15 protein-coding genes are annotated in these 15,798 nt (G+C 59.9%); 8 read left to right on the top strand and 7 right to left on the bottom strand.

Features of this window, described 5'->3' with window-relative positions:
- Positions 1-6 precede the first annotated feature (6 nt).
- From garD to RV1423_RS04030, 3 genes are all read left to right on the top strand, one after another.
- Positions 7-1,584, top strand: coding sequence for a galactarate dehydratase (gene garD / locus RV1423_RS04040; protein WP_034293742.1), 1,578 nt, complete (start codon positions 7-9; stop codon positions 1,582-1,584).
- Positions 1,585-1,685: 101 nt separating this feature from the next.
- The gene (locus RV1423_RS04035) at positions 1,686-2,765 is read left to right on the top strand and encodes a beta-propeller fold lactonase family protein (protein WP_231502052.1); all 1,080 of its coding nucleotides are present in this window, start codon (positions 1,686-1,688) and stop codon (positions 2,763-2,765) included.
- Between the two features lie 268 nt (positions 2,766-3,033).
- Positions 3,034-4,764 (top strand): methyl-accepting chemotaxis protein, encoded by a 1,731-nt coding sequence (locus tag RV1423_RS04030; RefSeq protein WP_034293446.1) that lies wholly within the window; start codon positions 3,034-3,036, stop codon positions 4,762-4,764.
- Between the two features lie 262 nt (positions 4,765-5,026).
- On the opposite strand, the gene RV1423_RS04025 is transcribed toward RV1423_RS04030, so the two are convergent.
- The 4 genes from RV1423_RS04025 to RV1423_RS29665 form a co-directional block, all read right to left on the bottom strand.
- On the bottom strand, positions 5,027-6,463 hold the full coding sequence (locus RV1423_RS04025; protein ID WP_034293444.1) for an aldehyde dehydrogenase family protein: 1,437 nt from the start codon (positions 6,461-6,463) through the stop codon (positions 5,027-5,029).
- A 124-nt stretch (positions 6,464-6,587) separates the two neighbouring features.
- Positions 6,588-7,502 (bottom strand): 5-dehydro-4-deoxyglucarate dehydratase, encoded by a 915-nt coding sequence (gene kdgD, locus RV1423_RS04020; RefSeq protein WP_034293442.1) that lies wholly within the window; start codon positions 7,500-7,502, stop codon positions 6,588-6,590.
- 168 nt (positions 7,503-7,670) lie between these two features.
- Complete coding sequence (locus RV1423_RS04015) at positions 7,671-8,468, bottom strand: FadR/GntR family transcriptional regulator (RefSeq protein WP_034293440.1); 798 nt, start codon at positions 8,466-8,468, stop codon at positions 7,671-7,673.
- Positions 8,469-8,624: 156 nt separating this feature from the next.
- Positions 8,625-8,891: a hypothetical protein gene (locus RV1423_RS29665; RefSeq protein WP_155835017.1), complete on the bottom strand. Its 267-nt coding sequence runs from the start codon at positions 8,889-8,891 to the stop codon at positions 8,625-8,627.
- A 24-nt stretch (positions 8,892-8,915) separates the two neighbouring features.
- Here RV1423_RS29665 and RV1423_RS28910 point away from each other — a divergent pair, with 24 nt between their 5' ends.
- The 5 genes from RV1423_RS28910 (at position 8,916) to RV1423_RS03985 (ending at position 12,397) form a co-directional block, all read left to right on the top strand.
- Positions 8,916-9,185 (top strand): hypothetical protein, encoded by a 270-nt coding sequence (locus tag RV1423_RS28910; RefSeq protein ID WP_081768677.1) that lies wholly within the window; start codon positions 8,916-8,918, stop codon positions 9,183-9,185.
- 622 nt (positions 9,186-9,807) lie between these two features.
- A complete protein-coding gene (locus RV1423_RS04000) occupies positions 9,808-10,419 on the top strand; it encodes a hypothetical protein (protein WP_034293432.1) in 612 nt (203 codons plus the stop codon).
- A 443-nt stretch (positions 10,420-10,862) separates the two neighbouring features.
- Positions 10,863-11,228, top strand: coding sequence for a hypothetical protein (locus tag RV1423_RS03995; protein WP_034293429.1), 366 nt, complete (start codon positions 10,863-10,865; stop codon positions 11,226-11,228).
- A gap of 198 nt (positions 11,229-11,426) precedes the next feature.
- Complete coding sequence (locus RV1423_RS03990) at positions 11,427-11,711, top strand: hypothetical protein (protein ID WP_034293428.1); 285 nt, start codon at positions 11,427-11,429, stop codon at positions 11,709-11,711.
- Between the two features lie 38 nt (positions 11,712-11,749).
- Complete coding sequence (locus RV1423_RS03985; RefSeq protein WP_034293426.1) at positions 11,750-12,397, top strand: DUF2026 family protein; 648 nt, start codon at positions 11,750-11,752, stop codon at positions 12,395-12,397.
- Positions 12,398-13,110: 713 nt separating this feature from the next.
- Here the strand turns inward: RV1423_RS03985 and RV1423_RS03980 are convergent.
- Genes RV1423_RS03980 through RV1423_RS03970 form a run of 3 tightly spaced genes read right to left on the bottom strand, consistent with a single transcriptional unit; the run spans position 13,111 to position 15,789 of the window.
- A complete protein-coding gene (locus RV1423_RS03980) occupies positions 13,111-13,812 on the bottom strand; it encodes a DUF3299 domain-containing protein (RefSeq protein WP_034293424.1) in 702 nt (233 codons plus the stop codon).
- A gap of 4 nt (positions 13,813-13,816) precedes the next feature.
- Positions 13,817-15,079 carry an FtsX-like permease family protein gene (locus tag RV1423_RS03975; RefSeq protein ID WP_034293422.1) on the bottom strand — a complete coding sequence of 421 codons (1,263 nt, stop codon included), beginning with the start codon at positions 15,077-15,079 and terminating at the stop codon, positions 13,817-13,819.
- Positions 15,076-15,789 carry an ABC transporter ATP-binding protein gene (locus RV1423_RS03970; RefSeq protein ID WP_034293420.1) on the bottom strand — a complete coding sequence of 238 codons (714 nt, stop codon included), beginning with the start codon at positions 15,787-15,789 and terminating at the stop codon, positions 15,076-15,078. Before RV1423_RS03970 ends, RV1423_RS03975 begins: the two co-directional genes overlap by 4 nt.
- Between the last annotated feature and the right edge of the window lie 9 nt (positions 15,790-15,798).

Here is a 15,798-nt window from a genome sequence, read left to right as displayed (position 1 = left end):
ATCGCCATGAGTACAGAAACATACACCGGTACGGATGCCAACACGCCGCGCTATATCCTGATGCACGAGAACGACAATGTCGCCATCGTCGTCAACGACCGCGGCCTGCCGGCCGGCACCGTTTTCCCGGACGGGCTGACGCTGATCAGCCAGGTGCCGCAGGGGCACAAGATCGCCTTGCGCGACATCGCCCAGGGTGACGCCATCGTGCGCTACGACGTCGCCATCGGCTACGCCGCGCGCGATATCGCCAAGGGAAGCTGGATCGAGGAATCGGTCGTGACCTTGCCGCCGGCGCGCGGGCTCGACAACCTGCCGATTGCCACGCGCAAGGCGCCGGCCTCGGCTTCCGTGCCGCTGGACGGCTATACCTTCGAAGGCTACCGCAACGCCGACGGTTCGGTCGGCACGCGCAACCTGTTGGCGATCACCACCACCGTGCAATGCGTGGCCGGCGTGGTCGAACATGCGGTCAAGCGCATCCGCCTGGAGTTGCTGCCGAAATATCCCAACGTCGAAGATGTGGTCGCGCTGGAGCACACATACGGCTGCGGCGTTGCCATCGACGCGCCCAACGCCGACATCCCGATCCGCACGCTGCGCAACATCAGCCTGAACCCCAACTTCGGCGGCCAGGCGATGGTGGTCAGCCTCGGCTGCGAAAAGTTGCAGCCGAACCGCCTGCTGCCGGAAAGCATCATCCCTATCCACAAGGAAGGCGAGCCTTACGTGGTCTGCCTGCAGGATGCGGAACATGTCGGTTTCAACTCCATGATCGACTCCATCCTGCACATGGCCGAAGCGCGTCTGCAGGAACTGGACAAGCGTCGCCGCGTGACTTGCCCGGCCTCGGACCTGGTGGTCGGCGTGCAATGCGGCGGCAGCGATGCCTTCTCGGGCGTGACCGCCAATCCGGCGGTCGGTTTCGCCACCGATCTGCTGGTGCGCGCCGGCGCGTCGGTGATGTTCTCGGAAGTGACCGAAGTGCGCGACGGCATCGATCAGTTGACCTCGCGCGCCGTCAACGAGGAAGTGGCGCAGGCCATGATTCGCGAGATGGACTGGTACGACAATTACCTGAAAAAAGGCGGCGTCGACCGCAGCGCCAACACCACGCCAGGCAACAAGAAGGGCGGCCTGGCCAACATCGTCGAGAAAGCCATGGGTTCCATTGTCAAATCAGGCAGCAGCCCGATTTCCGGCGTGCTGGCTCCCGGCGACAAGCTCAAGCAAAAGGGCCTGATCTATGCCGCCACGCCGGCCAGCGATTTCGTTTGCGGCACCTTGCAACTGGCGGCCGGCATGAACCTGCATGTCTTTACCACCGGCCGCGGTACGCCTTACGGCCTGGCCGCCGTGCCGGTGATCAAGGTTGCCACCCGCAACGATCTGGCGCGGCGCTGGCACGACCTGATGGACGTCAACGCCGGACGCATTGCCAGCGGCGAAGCGACCATCGAAGACGTCGGCTGGGAATTGTTCCGGCTGATGCTGGATGTGGCCAGCGGCCGCAAGCAGACCTGGGCCGAGAAGTGGAAGCTGCATAATGCGCTGACGCTGTTCAACCCGGCGCCGATCACTTGATTGTCGACGTTTCGTTCGTGCAGCAAACATAACAAGACCAACAAGCCTCTGCTTGACGTAGGCAGAGGCTTTTTTCATTGTCAGGAGGAAGCATGGAAGTCATGGATTTTGCGCTGAAGGCAGGTGCAGCAGCGTTGTTGGCCGGTGCGGTTTGCGGCGGCGCAAATGCCGCGACCATGGTGTACGTGTCCAACGCCGACAGCAAGGACATCTACGTCATGCAATTGAACAAGGACGGCAGCGTGACGCCAGTCGAGCAGGTGCAGACTGGCGGCACCGTGATGCCGCTGGCGTTCAGTCCCGACCATCGCCGTCTGTATGCTTCGCTGCGTTCGGAACCGTATTCGGTCACGACCTTTGCCGTCGATCAGAAAAGCGGCAAGCTGAAAGCCTTGGCGACGGTGCCGCTGGCCGACAACATGGCCAATCTCGCGACCGATAAGAGTGGCCGTTTCTTGCTGGCGGCGTCGTACACCGGCCATAAGATTTCCATCAATCCCATTTCTGTGACCGGTCTGGTGCAGCAAGACGGCGTGAGCGTCATCAATACCGGCAAGAACGCGCACGCGGTTGCGACCGATCCGAAGAATCATTTTCTGTTCGTCTCCAATCTGGGCAGCGACGTGATTTTGCAATTCAAGTTCGATGCTGCCACCGGCAAGATTGCACCGAATACTCCGCCCTCGGTCGCCACCAAGGCCGGCGCTGGTCCGCGCCATTTTGTGTTCCATCCGAATCTGCGTTATGTATTTTCGACCAACGAGCTCGATGGTACGGTGAACACTTACGCCTACGATGCTGCGCAAGGCACGCTGACGCTGAAAGGTACGGTCTCCGCCGTGCCGCCGGGATTCAAGGGCGATGCGCCGGCTGCGGCGGATATCCATCTGACGCCGGACGGCCGCTTCTTGTATGCGTCTGAACGTACCACCAGCACCTTGACGGCATACCGCGTCAATGTGAAGACCGGCGAGTTGACCACTGTCGGCAACTTCGCGACAGAGACTCAGCCGCGGGGCTTCAATATTGACCCGCAAGGCAAGTATCTGCTGGCTGTCGGACAAAAATCCAACGGCATGACCAGCTACGCCATCAATCAAAAGACCGGTGCCTTGAAGCCTTTGCAGCATTACGAGCTGGGCAAGAACCCGAACTGGGTGGAAATCGTTACGTTTCCATAAGTCTGGCCGGTACCGTGCAGCAGTCAAGATCCCTCGCAGCAGCATGCGGGGGATTTTTCGTTACTGCGCCGGATTTGTCGATTCGACAACGCCGAAATTGATTTTCCTCAAAAACGGTGAGAAAAAGCACGCTGCCATTTCAGCCTTGCTCTAAGATGGCGGCTGTACGCTGCTGGTGCCGGACCATATAAGAGTTGAACCATCTGCTGCATCATGTACGTGTTGTGCGTATTGTGCGATGGAACTGACAGAATAATAGGAGTAGGGAATGCGGAATATCACCGTTCGTTTTAGCCTGATGGGGGCGTTGACCTTGTTCGCCGCCATGATCGTATTCGGCGCCGGCGTCGGCGTCTTCGCGCTGGGCCGCGCTAACCAGTCCACCGTGATGGTGCATGAGGTCTACTCGCGCGCGCTGATCATCAACGACGCCTATAAGGACAGCACGCGCACGCGTGCTGCGCTGACGCGCGCCTACAGCGTGCTGAAAGAGCAGAACGATCAGGACGTCAAGAATTCCGCGTTGAAAAGCGCCCAGACCAGTTCCGAGCGCACGTTGAAGCTGCTGGAGGACTTCGACAAGGCGCCGTCGTTCAAGGGACAGGATGACAAACTCAAGGCCGATCTGGTCGATGCCGGCCGGCAACTGTCGGATGCGCTGAAGAAGGCCGCCGATGCCTTGCGCAATAACGACACGGCCGCGTATGCCGAGATCAACGGTCGCGACATCACGGCCAAGGGCGCCAACTTTTCCGCTCAGTTGGAGAAATTCCAGAAGCTGGTCAATGACATCGGCGAAGGCATTGTCGGCGAGCGCGATCGTGAATACAACATGGTGGTCTGGCTGGTGGTCGTGGGCCTGATCGCAGCCTTGATCCTGGTGCTGGGAGTGCATTTCTTGCTGCGCAGCATTGTGCTGGCGCCGTTGAATCGGGCCGTGGCCTTGCTGGACCAGGTGGCCAACGGCGACCTGACGATGAAGATCGCAGAACCCGGCCGCAATGAAATCGGCCGCCTGTTTTCGGCCATCCGCAGCATGCAGCAGAGCCTGCTCAATACGGTGTCGCGTGTGCGCGGCAGTACCGAGGTGATCAATACCGGCGCGCAGGAAATCGCTTCCGGCAATCTGGATTTGTCGTCGCGCACCGAGACCCAGGCCAGCTCGCTGGAAGAAACCGCGGCCTCCATGGAGCAACTGACCGGCACCGTCAAACAAAACGCTGAGAACGCGCAGCAAGCCAACCAGCTTGCGCACTCGGCGTCGGAGACTGCGATCAAGGGCGGCGAGGTGGTCGCGCAGGTAGTCGACACCATGAACGCCATCAATGAATCGTCGAAGAAGATCGTCGACATCATCAGCGTGATTGACGGCATCGCATTCCAGACCAACATCCTGGCGCTGAACGCGGCGGTGGAAGCTGCGCGCGCCGGCGAACAAGGCCGCGGTTTCGCGGTGGTGGCAAGCGAAGTGCGCAGCCTGGCGCAGCGCAGCGCCGCCGCCGCCAAGGAAATCAAGGGACTTATTACCGACTCGGTGGACAAGGTCGATTCCGGCAGCCGCCTGGTCGAGCATGCCGGCATGACCATGCGTGAAGTGGTCGACAGCGTGCGCCGCGTCACCGACATCGTCGGCGAGATCAGTTCGGCCAGCCTCGAACAGAGCGAAGGCATCGGCCAGGTCAATCTCGCCATCGCGCAGATGGACGAAGTCACGCAGCAGAACGCCGCGCTGGTGGAAGAAGCTGCCGCTGCGGCGCAATCCCTGCAGACGCAGGCGGAGACGCTGGCCGAGGCGGTCAGCATTTTCAGGATCGATGGCAAGCATGCGGCAAGCCCCACCGCACGTCCGGCACCAACGTCGAACGCCGCCGCGGTCGCGAATGCACCGGCAAAACCGGTTCTGTCCAGGCCGGCCGCCGCCACGGTTGCAGCAGCGCCAAAGCCGGCGCTGAACCTGCCGCCTGCGCCCAGTTCGGACGGCGATTGGGAGCAGTTCTGACGGCCAATTCCGCATCATTGTCGTCCTGACGCACGTCAGGACCCAGTGTCGTATCAATTGCCTTCACGATACTGGAGCGCAGCGTTAACTCGGACGACTGCAAATAGATAGGACGAGGCTTGACTGGACGGCATTATTGCCGGCACTTTTCGTCAGCCATAAAAAAAAAGCGCCGGAACATACGCTCCGGCGCCGGAAACCGCCGTTGCCGGCGGCTGTGGATACCTGGTGAGGCAGGGTTCTCGATCTTGCCTGTGGGCGATCAGGCGGCGGTGTAGGCGGTTTTGACGATGGTGTAGAACTCGGCTGCGTATGCGCCCTGTTCGCGCGGACCGTAGCTCGACGCCTTGCGGCCGCCGAACGGTACGTGGTAGTCGACGCCGGCGGTTGCCGTGTTGACCATCACCATGCCGGCTTGCGCATGCCGCTTGAAGTGGGTGGCGTACTTCAGCGAAGTGGTGCAGATGCCCGACGACAGGCCGAATTCGGTGTCGTTGGCCAGTTGCAGCGCGTGTTCATAGTTGTCGGCCGGGATCACCGAGGCGACCGGTCCGAAGATTTCTTCGCGCGAGATGCGCATGTCGTTGCCGCAGTCGGCGAACAATGCGGGCGTCATGTAGAAACCGTCGGTGTCGCGCTTGACGCGCTCGCCGCCGAAGGCCAGGCGCGCTCCTTCCTGTTTGCCGATTTCAATGTACGACAGGTTCTGGTCCAGTTGCGACTGGTCGACGACCGGGCCGATGTGGGTGTCCTTGTTCAATGCGTTGTCGATCTTGAGGCCGGCCAATTGATTGCGGACCGCTTCGACGAAGCGCGGGTAAATATCCTTTTCGACGATGATGCGACTCGACGCCGTGCAGCGTTGGCCGGTCGAGAAGAACGCGCCTTGCACTGCGGCCGTGACGGCGACGTTGAGGTCGGCGTCGTTGAGGACGACCAGCGGATTCTTGCCGCCCATTTCAAGCTGGAACTTCGCCATGCGCGCGATGCAGCCCTGCGCCACGCGGTTGCCGGTCGCGACCGAGCCGGTGAAGGTGAGGGCGGTGACGCGGCGGTCGTCGATGAAGCGCTGGCCGACCACCGAGCCGCGGCCCATGACCAGGTTGAACACGCCGGCCGGGATGCCGGAACGGCTGATGATGTCGGCAATCGCCCAGGCGCTGCCCGGCACCAGTTCGGCCGGCTTGAACACGACGGTGTTGCCGTAGGCCAGCGCGGGGGCGATCTTCCAGGCCGGGATCGCCATCGGGAAATTCCACGGTGCGATGATGCCGACCACGCCGACCGGTTCGCGTGTGATTTCGATATCCATGCCGGGACGTACGGAGGCCAGTTTCTGGCCCTGGATGCGCAGCACTTCGGCGGCGAAGAATTTGAAGATGTTGCCGGCGCGGCCGGCTTCGCCGATGCCTTCCGCAAGCGTCTTGCCTTCTTCGCGCGAGAGCAGGCGGCCGAGCTCTTCCTTGCGCGCCAGGATTTCGCTGCCGATCTTGTCGAGCGCGTCGGAACGCGCCTGGATGTTGCCTGTACTCCAGGCCGGGAAGGCGGCGTGGGCGGCGGCGATGGCGATATCGGCCTGGGCGGCGTCAGCCTGAGCGTATTCGCCGATGATGTCGGAGAGGTCGGACGGGTTGACGTTCTTGTTGACGCTGGCGCCTTGCAGCCATTCGCCGTTGATGTAGTTCGCAAATTGGGTCATCGTATTCTCCTGGAGGTGGAAGCCAAAACTGACCGCGGGAACATGCCGGCGGTCAGTCGAGGGATTGTTTACTTCTGATCGGACAACTTGAATCAGTTGCTCATTGCAGCTTTAATGCGGCTACTTACTGCGGGCCGAGGCGCTTGATCAGCGCAGCCAGTTCTTCGTGTTCCGCTTCCGTGCAAGCGGTCAGCGGCGTGCGCACCGGACCTGCGTCGTGGCCGACGACACGGGCGCCGGCCTTGACGATACTGACTGCATAACCGGCCTTGCGGTTCCGGATGGCAAGGTAAGGCAGGAAGAACTCATCGATCAGCTTGCCGACGGCGGCGTGGTCTTCCCGGGCGATCGCATGGTAGAAGTCCATCGCGGTCTTGGGGATGAAGTTGAACACGGCCGACGAGTAGACCGGCACGCCCAGCGCCTTGTAGGCGGCCGCATAGACTTCCGCGGTAGGCAGGCCGCCGAGGTAGGCGAAGCGATCGCCGAGGCGGCGGCGGACGGTGACCATCGCTTCGATTTCGCCGACGCCGTCCTTGAAGCCGATCAGGTTGGGGCAGCGTTCGGCCAGGCGTTCCAGCATGTCGGCATTGAGCCTGCAGACGCCGCGGTTGTAGACGATGACGCCGAACTTGACCGATTTGCAGACGGCTTCGACGTGTTCGGCGATGCCGTCCTGGCTGGCTTCGGTCAGGTAATGGGGCATGAGCAGGATGCCGTGCGCGCCCAGGCGTTCGGCTTCCTGCGCATAGGCGATGGCTGCACGGGTGGCGCCGCCGGCGCCGGCGATGATGGGCACCTTGCCTTTGCAGGTTTCCACGGCGGTGCGGATGATGTCCGGGTATTCGTCCGGCACCAGCGAGAAGAACTCACCTGTGCCGCCGGCCGCGAACAGCGCGCTGGCGCCGTAGGGGGCCAGCCACTCCAGGCGCTCGATATAGGTCTTCGGACGGAAATTGCCTTGCTCGTCGAAGTCGGTCAGCGGGAAGGAGAGCAGGCCGGAGGAGAGGATTTGTTTCAGGTCTTGAGGTGTGTACATATATCGTAGGCGCCAGTAATGAAGTTGGAAAAGTGCCGCAGCGCGCAGTGTCCGAACGTTCACAGGCGCTTGAGGTCAAATTCGGTATTAAGACATCAGTCATCGTACAACATGTGTTGAGGGAAAGCCAGCAGTTTTTGCTGTCGACCTGTGTTGGGTGTTGTCTGCTTAGTTGTCCGAGGCGTCCGGCGCTTTGTGCTGCCGTTGCGCGCCGGCGGCCGATTCGGCGGCTTCCTGGGCGCGGCGCAGGCGCTCGCGGCTGTTGGTCAGGTGGTTGCGCATGGCCGCGCGGGCGGCTTCGGTATCGCGGCGGGCGATGGCTTCGTAAATGTCTTCGTGCTCACGCTGCACACGGTCGAGGTAGCTGGCCTGCGGATCGCGTGCCAACTCAGCGGTGTTGAGGCGTTTGCGCGGGATCACGCCGACGCCGAGGTGGCTGATGATTTCGATGAAATAGCGGTTGCCGGTGGCGTTGGCGATCTGGAAATGGAAGCGGAAATCGGGACCGACAGTGTCGCTGCCTTTTTGCAGGTTGTCATGGAAGGCATCCAGCGCCTGGCGGATTTCCAGCAATTGCTCATCGGTGCGGCGCGCGGCGGCCAGGCCGGCGGTTTCGGTTTCCAGGCTGATGCGCAGTTCCAGCAGCGCCAGCAGGTCTTTCATCGTCGTGATGGTGGCCGGGTCAATGTTGATGTTGCCGGCTTTTTGCGCTTCCAGTACAAAGGTGCCGATGCCGTGCCGCGTTTCCACCAGTCCGGCCGCTTGCAGGCGGGAGATCGCTTCGCGCACCACGGTGCGGCTCACGCCTTGGGTCAGCATGATCTCGGACTCTGTGGGCAGCTTTTCGCCCGGCTTGATGGAACCGTTGGAGATCATTTCGGAAATCGCGCTGACGACTTCCTGAGACAGGCTTTGGGTCTTTTTGCGAGGACGCATCAGCGGGCTGGGGGTCTCGGTAACTTCCATTTTTATGGGTCAGTACGTGAAAGTGGCGTGAAAAGTGCACCGGCAGGCGCTTTATAACGGAAAGTTATGCGACATCTTACCAGAGGATGGCCGCTTTTCGTAGCAGGAAGTCGCGGTGGATGGCATCTTCGATCGTTTCTTACCCTATGTCTTATCTCATGCCCCGGTGTTTGTGCCTAATGTCGTGAAAGGAATATGCGGCAGATCGGGGGAGCCAAATTGCCGTGCCGAAAAAATATCGTCAAGGGCGGTGCAGCCTCGAATTGCCGGTATCCGTGGTTTGGCAGGGCCTCCCATTTTCGCCTGGGATCCGGGTTGCAGGTTTTTAATGAGAACCTGTGGAAATGACATGGAGATAGTCTTGCATTCCTTGCCGGATAAAGCGCTCAGATGCGTACGCGATTTTTTTGTTTGTGCTAGCATCGGTTTTATTTCCGCGAGGAAACCATGAAGGCTAGCGAGAATAATGTTGAATTGACTGGTGAAGAATTACGCTGGATGTATAGCGTGTTCAAAGGCGATTTTCGCGTCATTCCTCGTCGAGTAGTGCAAAGCGTGATCAGCAAAGGACTGGGAATTCCCAATCTGGGCGGCGCTTTTAATCTCACGAATGCCGGCAGGAACGTCTTCCGACGCACGCCGTTGCATGCGGCCAACGATGAATTGCATATCGTCAAATCCCGCTCTCGCCATCGTTCCAACTGGCGTCTGGGGTGATGGTCGAACGTCTGCCTTGGCGCTGTTGTTCACGGCATGCAGAGGCGGGGCGGAATTGAAAATTCTTGGGTAGGTAATGAGCAGTATTCGATAGAAACATCGAATGCTGCTTTTTTGTTTCTAGCGGATGCACATAAAAAAACCCGGTGCCAGGGGAATCGGCACCGGGAAAGCTCGTCACTCCCCCGAAAACCATGACAGGCAGAGTCGGGATCTCTGGCCTGGGTGATGACTGCCTGAAGGGAGACGCTTCAGGCACTACAGAGTGGATAGGGATGCGAGTGACTTGATTACATTCTTGCAAAAACTCGAGATCATTAAAATAGAATAAATTCGAGAAATGCAAGATATTTGTTGCCGTCAATGGTGGTAACTATCTCGTTATATGAGGAAATAAAGTTGTTTTTTGATTTGTAAATATTTGATTGATTTTTTGTAGTCGTAAATACGAGTGTCTCTTCTCTATTCCGGGAGATCATCGCACTTTTTTCAGTCCCGGCCGTATTGGGAGATTGTTCCCGTCCGTGTCGCCTCATGGCGATAAAACGAAACATAGAGGGGCGCAGCAGTATTTCCAGGCCGGTGCTAGACTCATTTCCCCCTACACATTGAAGGAATCGTCATGTCGAACCGCTCCAGGTTGCTGTCCATGTTTACGGTTGCTGTATTCGCTTTGCCATTGCTGGCCCAGGCGCAGAATGTCGCGCCGAGCAGAATTCGCGGCACTGTCGCCGCGGCAAGCGGCGGCGACGTCGAGGTGCTGACGCGCGAAGGCAAGAAACTGACCCTGCATGTGAGCGATAGTACGCGCTATTCATCAGTCAAGTCGCTGGACCTGTCGGCTATCAAACAGGGAAGTTTCATCGGCACCGCCGGCAAGCCCACGGCCAATGGCGGCATCCAGGCGCTGGAGGTCGTGGTCTTCCCCGAGGAAGCGCGCGGCGCCGGTGAAGGCCACTATGACTGGGATTTGCTGCCGGGCAGCAGCATGACCAATGCGACCGTGTCGGCAGTTGTTTCCGACAACGCCGGCCGCGATCTCAATCTCACTTATCAGGGCAAGGACATCAAGATCCAGGTGCCCAAGGATGTTCCGGTGGTGACGTTTGTGCCGGCCACCTTGCAAGACGTGAAGCCGGGCCTGGCTGTCTTCGCTGTGGCGACGCGCGGCGGCGATGACTGGAACGCGGCTCGCATCGTTGTGGAAAAGGATGGCGTCAAGCCGCCGATGTAATCCGGTTGAAGTGGGCTTGAGATTGATGAGGCGTAGCGCATGCTGCCGGGAAACAGCTTATGCCTGCAACGCATAAGCGAATAAGATATTGATCGTTTCCCAGAGAAGACTTTCGATTTACAGTGAAAACGTCTCCTCAATAAACCTCCTGGAAGATGTTTTTGAGATTGAACCCGCCCGATGTTTCTTCGCGGCGGGTTTTTTTTACCCTGTCGCCGCGACGCCTGCCTGCCAGGGAGGCAATCTGTTGCCGAACCAGCCGTGGGGTGGCTCGGCCGGCACGTCCCACAGCTTGTCCACAGCGTTGTTCACAGACATTGTGGGTAAGTCGGGCCGGGGTTTAGGCATGCGGAAGCTGTCCAGAAAACCATTTCGCGCGTACCATGGCGGCCGAGGCGTCTTGCCGGATGCCTGTCAATCACGCCTAACCGGAGAAAGCAGCAATGAGCAATGATTTGACCAAAGATGAATTTGACGCCCTCGGTCAGATCAGCCGCAAGGAACATCGCGGTCGCCCGAGTGCGTGCGTGGCGCGCAATACCAAGCGCCTGACTGGCCTCAAGTTCCTTGAATACACGCGCGACGGGCAACTGGCGCTGACAGAAAAGGGCAAGCAGATCCTGTTTATCTATCGCTGCATCGAAGCCTTGCGCAGCCTGAACGCAGATCCGCATGTCGCCATCGACGCCGACGTGGCGATTTTCCTCGGCCGCAAGGGGCACATCGTGGCGAAAGAGGCTGGCGAAGGATTCGAGATTACCCAGCGCGGCCGGGAATCTCTTGCCGATATCGACGCGCAGTCGCACTGATTGACGTCGCACGCGGCCGCGTGCGACTCCTTCCCATCTTCAGATGTTTTCCCGACGCGCCAGTCGGGTTCTCTCCTAAGGAATCCCCCGATAGATTGGGTGCATACGACTGATTATGATGATCTCCGTGGAAAGACGGTTTGCATGAGGTAGTCAACCTCAACAGACCCTCTGCATAGTTGAGCTAACGGAGGTCGTATGCAATTCATCATCGAAACAGTGCCAAGCGATATCGCCTTGATGTTCATCATCTATCTCGGGTTCTGCCTGCTGCTGATGTATTTGTTCATCCGCGCCGATTGTGAATGGAACAAGCGCGAGATGAAGATGTCGCGCGAGCACTTGCATGCGCCGTCGTCGGAGCAGGACGCTGCCGAGCGGTTACCGGAGTTGACGGCATGTTCGGCGCGTCAGGAGATCGATTGCTCTTCGTGCTTGTTGAACGGACACAATGCCGAAGGCCAGGGTAAGGACAAGGCATAACGAGGCGCGTGTGGCATGCGATGTGAGAAAATGCGCGGATGAAATCATCGAACATTCGCCCCCTCATTCCGCTTGCGGACTATCAACGTATTTTTCGCGTCATTCATTCCGTGCTGGACAGTGTCGACGCCAATATTCCTGCCGCGAGTTTTTTCTTCAGCGTGACGGCGGCGCAGATATTGAAGAAGTTTTACAAGAAGAACGCCTTTCCGGTCGCCGGCGCGGCGTTCTATCTGGTCAGCGCGGATAGCAGCGGCGCCTTGTCGTTCGGCACGCTGGATGGCGACAAGGTCGACAGCAACAGCGATGCGTTTCATTGCTGGGTGCAATGCGAAGGTTATGCATTGGACTTCATGGCGCCGGTGTTTCAGGAGTTGCTGGCTGCTGCGGGGCATCCGATCGCGGTGCCGAGGCAGATGTTCCAGAAGGATTTGACGCGCATGTCGGCGTCGCCGGACGCGCTCAAGGCGCTCGGCGATTTCAGGCTTGAGCCGAATCTGGCGCTGACACGGGAGTTGCTGCAGCAGTTTACGAACAAGCCGGCGTTGAGCAATTTGTCGCAGGTGTGCATGGAGTGGTACCAGAAGCCGCCGAAGGAATTGGGCAGCGATCTCGTGATGCAGAACGCCGAGGGCGAAGGCACGAAGATCAGACTGAGCCGCTTGCAGGTAACCGGAGCGTGGTGACTGCAAACGGAAGCGGAAGAGGGAATTCGGGGAGTGGTGCGCCGGACGGTTGGCCCGGCACACCGTGCAATCATGCATATCGGTTGCATGTATCGCGAAAGAATTGAAAGGATAATCCGGCTTTGTGACTTGCCGATGACAGTGGCAGATATTTCATGACGTTTGCCGCAGGATTCGGATGTGTACGAAGCAGTTTTCGAAACGGTTTCAGGTGTCATGAAGTCGTCACACGCATTCGATAAAATCTGTTCGTCTCCTCTAAACTTGCTTTAGATTCACCTGCGATATGCAAGTATCGCAGGTTTTTTTTCCTCATCAGGTTTAGCGTCAGGAAAACAGCAGCATGCTTGAGTCGCCAATGCCGGATAGTGGCGTTATAACCCGGCTGTACGCACACGTAGTGGAAGCTGCCATCCTCCCTGCTGGTGATCCAGCCCGGCGGCGCGGGGTGCGTCCTTGCAATCGATTTGCACAAGAATGACAAAAGAATGAAAATTCTCTTGTTATCAATGACTTAATTCACTTCTCAAGTGTTTATCCACAGGCTTGCACCCAAAATGTGTGGATAACTTCTCGATAAATCTGCGGCGTGCAATCCTCGCCGGGATCTGCTGACAAGACCTCGATGGCAAGGCGCGCCGACGCAGACTGGCCGAACGTTCGGCAAGCAGAAGCAACGCCGCCGACGGCGTTTTGCTAACTGCTCTTGGCTCTTAACCCCCTTGCGTCGCCTGATCCGTGTACGGTTCGACTTTCACCGACTTCATGCTGTAGCCGGCGGTGCCCATCATCGTGTCCGAATGCTCGACCTTGAGCACGCCATTGATCCACACGGCATCCATGGTGCGAATGTTCTTGACGGCCTTGCTGCTGTGCACGTGGATGATTTGGTTGGCTGGCGGCGGCGGCACGTGGATGCATGCGCCGAAGTAGGGCACCAGCAGGAATTCCTTCAATGCCTCGCCCTCGCGTTCCAGCGACACCACGAAGCCGGGGATGCGTATCGATGCGCCGTCCATGCTGGGGTCGATCGGCGCGTTCTTCCAGTATTTCTTGGCTTTCCACAGCGCTTCCATGGCGCGCGGGTCGCCGTCTTGCATCTGGTCCAGCTTCAGTCCCTTGAACGGCGCCATGGCGTCCCAGTTCTTGGGAATCAGTGATTCCCAGGCGATTTCGCGGAAGCCGCCTTCAGTCTTGCCCGACGGTTTGTAAGGCGTGCTTGCCAAGTCGGGCCCAGGCTGCAAATGGTCGCCGACCTTGTATTGCGCGTTGTCGGAATAAGGTGCGGCCGCAGTCGTCGATGCCGCTACGACCCGCGCCGCTTTGGGTGCATTCGGCGTCGCCGCGAGATGCACCGAGTAACCGACCAGTAGTCCCGCGGCAACGATGCCGCCTATCCAGGTAATGCTTTTCATGATGTCAGATCCGAGGGGTGAGGCCGTCGGCCAGGCTGAGCCGGTAAGCGCGCAAGCCCGGCAACAGGCTGGCGACGAAGCCGGCGGCGATGGTCCACAGCAACAACTGCAATTCGCCGGCGGCAGGCAAGGCTGGATGCAATGTTACGCCAAATTGCGCGCTCAGGAAGGGGCCGAGCGCGAACAGCGCCAGCGTCAGCAAGACCACGCCCAGCACCACGCCGGCCAGCATCACGGCAAGGCCTTCCAGCGCCAGCAGCAGGAAAATGTCGCCGGGGCGCGCGCCGACCGAGCGCAGCACCGCCAGCTCGCGTCGCCGTTCGCCGAGGCTGGCGAGAATGGCCGACACCAGCCCGGCCAGGCCGACGATGACCACCATGCCGGACACTAGCAGCAGGGCGTTTTCGCCGACGCCGACCACTTGCCACAATTCGTCCAGCGCGACGCCGGGCAGCACCGCCATCAGCGGTTCGCTGGTATCGTCGGCGATGTCGCGCTGCACGCCGAACACGGCGGCGCGGTTCTTCAGGCCGACCAGTACGGCGGTGACCGTCTTCGGCGTGAGATCGAATTTCTTGACCAGCGCCGGTGCAATCGACAGGCCGGGCATCGGTGCGCCGCCTTCCCAATCGAGATGGATCGCTTCCATCGCATCGAGCCCGATATGCACGGTGCGGTCGACCGGCGTGCCAGTGCGCGCCAGGATGCCGGTCACCGTGAACGGCTTGTCGGCGTGATCGGTCAGGTGCAGGCTGCCCATGCCGTGGCTCAGCACGATACGGTCGCCGAGTTTGTAATGCAGGCGTTGCGCCACTTCGGCGCCGATCACGGTTTCGAATACGCTGCCGAAGACGCGGCCTTCGCTCAGGCGCAGCGCCTGGCCGTCGCCGTAATGGAAGTGTTCAAAATAATTGCCGTTGGTCGCCAGCACCGGGAAGCCGCGATGCGAATCGCCCAGCGACAGCGGAATGGTCCACGCCACGGCAGGATTTTTCGCCAGTTTCTGCGCGCTGTCCCAACCCATGTTATTGGTGGCGCCGCCGATACGGAAGATCGCATACAGCATCAACTGGACCGGGCTGGTGCGCGCGCCGACCACCAGGTCCGTGCCCGACACCGACTGCGAAAAGCCCTCGCGCACATCGTGGCGCACGCGTTCGATGCCCAGCAGCATGGCGCTTGACAGCGCAATCGCCAGCAGCATCAAGCCGAGCGTGAAGCGGCGGTTCCACGCGCTGCGCGCGGCAAGTCGGAACAGGAAGCTCATGCCGACTCCTCCACCTGCGCGCAGCGATTGATGTCGTTCAACGCGATGCGGCGGTGAAAACGTTCCGCCAGACGCTGGTCGTGGCTGACGAATACCAGGCTGGCACCGGCTTGTTCGCACTCATGCTGGATCAGGTCGAGGAAGGCTTGCTGGCGGTCGCTATCGAGCGCCGAAGTGGGTTCATCGGCAACCACGATTTCCGGCCGGCCGATCAGCGCGCGCGCGGCGGCCACGCGTTGCTGCTGGCCGATCGACAATTGCGTGACGGCGCGCGTCCACAAGTCGGGCGCCAGGTCGAGGCTGCGCAACAGCGATTGCGCCGCTGCGCGCAGATCATGTCCCTGCGCCAGCGCGCGTTCGCGGCGATAGGCCGAGAACTGGCAGGGCAGCAGCACATTGTCCAGGATCGACAGGTAGGGAATCAGATTGAACTGTTGGAAGATGAAACCGATGTGATCGACGCGAAAGCGGTCGCGCCGCGACGCCGGCAAACTGTCCAGCGACTGGCCGAGGATGGCGACGGTGCCGGCCTGCGCATTGGCGATGCCGCCGATCAGCGCCAGCAGCGTGCTTTTGCCGCTGCCGCTGGGGCCGCTGACAAAAACTTGTTCGCGTGCTTGCACGTCGAAGCTGTCCAGCGCCAGCGTCGGCGTTTTCTGGCCGGGCCAGGTGAAGGAGATATTGCGCAATGCGATGGCGGCGTCGCTCATGTTCGGTTG

The organism is Herbaspirillum sp. RV1423 (assembly GCF_000577615.1).
Lineage (GTDB): Bacteria > Pseudomonadota > Gammaproteobacteria > Burkholderiales > Burkholderiaceae_D > Herbaspirillum.
The sequence above is the reverse complement of the archived record's forward strand: the minus strand, read 5'-3'. Positions and strand labels throughout refer to the sequence as shown.

What these genes read in the sequence shown, in the direction of transcription:
- garD (WP_034293742.1), top strand. Translation starts at nt 7, where the DNA reads ATGAGTACAGAAACATACACCGGTACGGATGCCAACACGCCGCGCTAT.
- RV1423_RS04035 (WP_231502052.1), top strand. Translation starts at nt 1,686, where the DNA reads ATGGATTTTGCGCTGAAGGCAGGTGCAGCAGCGTTGTTGGCCGGTGCG.
- RV1423_RS04030 (WP_034293446.1), top strand. Translation starts at nt 3,034, where the DNA reads ATGCGGAATATCACCGTTCGTTTTAGCCTGATGGGGGCGTTGACCTTG.
- RV1423_RS04025 (WP_034293444.1), bottom strand. Translation starts at nt 6,463, where the DNA reads ATGACCCAATTTGCGAACTACATCAACGGCGAATGGCTGCAAGGCGCC.
- kdgD (WP_034293442.1), bottom strand. Translation starts at nt 7,502, where the DNA reads ATGTACACACCTCAAGACCTGAAACAAATCCTCTCCTCCGGCCTGCTC.
- RV1423_RS04015 (WP_034293440.1), bottom strand. Translation starts at nt 8,468, where the DNA reads ATGGAAGTTACCGAGACCCCCAGCCCGCTGATGCGTCCTCGCAAAAAG.
- RV1423_RS29665 (WP_155835017.1), bottom strand. Translation starts at nt 8,891, where the DNA reads ATGCTAGCACAAACAAAAAAATCGCGTACGCATCTGAGCGCTTTATCC.
- RV1423_RS28910 (WP_081768677.1), top strand. Translation starts at nt 8,916, where the DNA reads ATGAAGGCTAGCGAGAATAATGTTGAATTGACTGGTGAAGAATTACGC.
- RV1423_RS04000 (WP_034293432.1), top strand. Translation starts at nt 9,808, where the DNA reads ATGTCGAACCGCTCCAGGTTGCTGTCCATGTTTACGGTTGCTGTATTC.
- RV1423_RS03995 (WP_034293429.1), top strand. Translation starts at nt 10,863, where the DNA reads ATGAGCAATGATTTGACCAAAGATGAATTTGACGCCCTCGGTCAGATC.
- RV1423_RS03990 (WP_034293428.1), top strand. Translation starts at nt 11,427, where the DNA reads ATGCAATTCATCATCGAAACAGTGCCAAGCGATATCGCCTTGATGTTC.
- RV1423_RS03985 (WP_034293426.1), top strand. Translation starts at nt 11,750, where the DNA reads ATGAAATCATCGAACATTCGCCCCCTCATTCCGCTTGCGGACTATCAA.
- RV1423_RS03980 (WP_034293424.1), bottom strand. Translation starts at nt 13,812, where the DNA reads ATGAAAAGCATTACCTGGATAGGCGGCATCGTTGCCGCGGGACTACTG.
- RV1423_RS03975 (WP_034293422.1), bottom strand. Translation starts at nt 15,079, where the DNA reads ATGAGCTTCCTGTTCCGACTTGCCGCGCGCAGCGCGTGGAACCGCCGC.
- RV1423_RS03970 (WP_034293420.1), bottom strand. Translation starts at nt 15,789, where the DNA reads ATGAGCGACGCCGCCATCGCATTGCGCAATATCTCCTTCACCTGGCCC.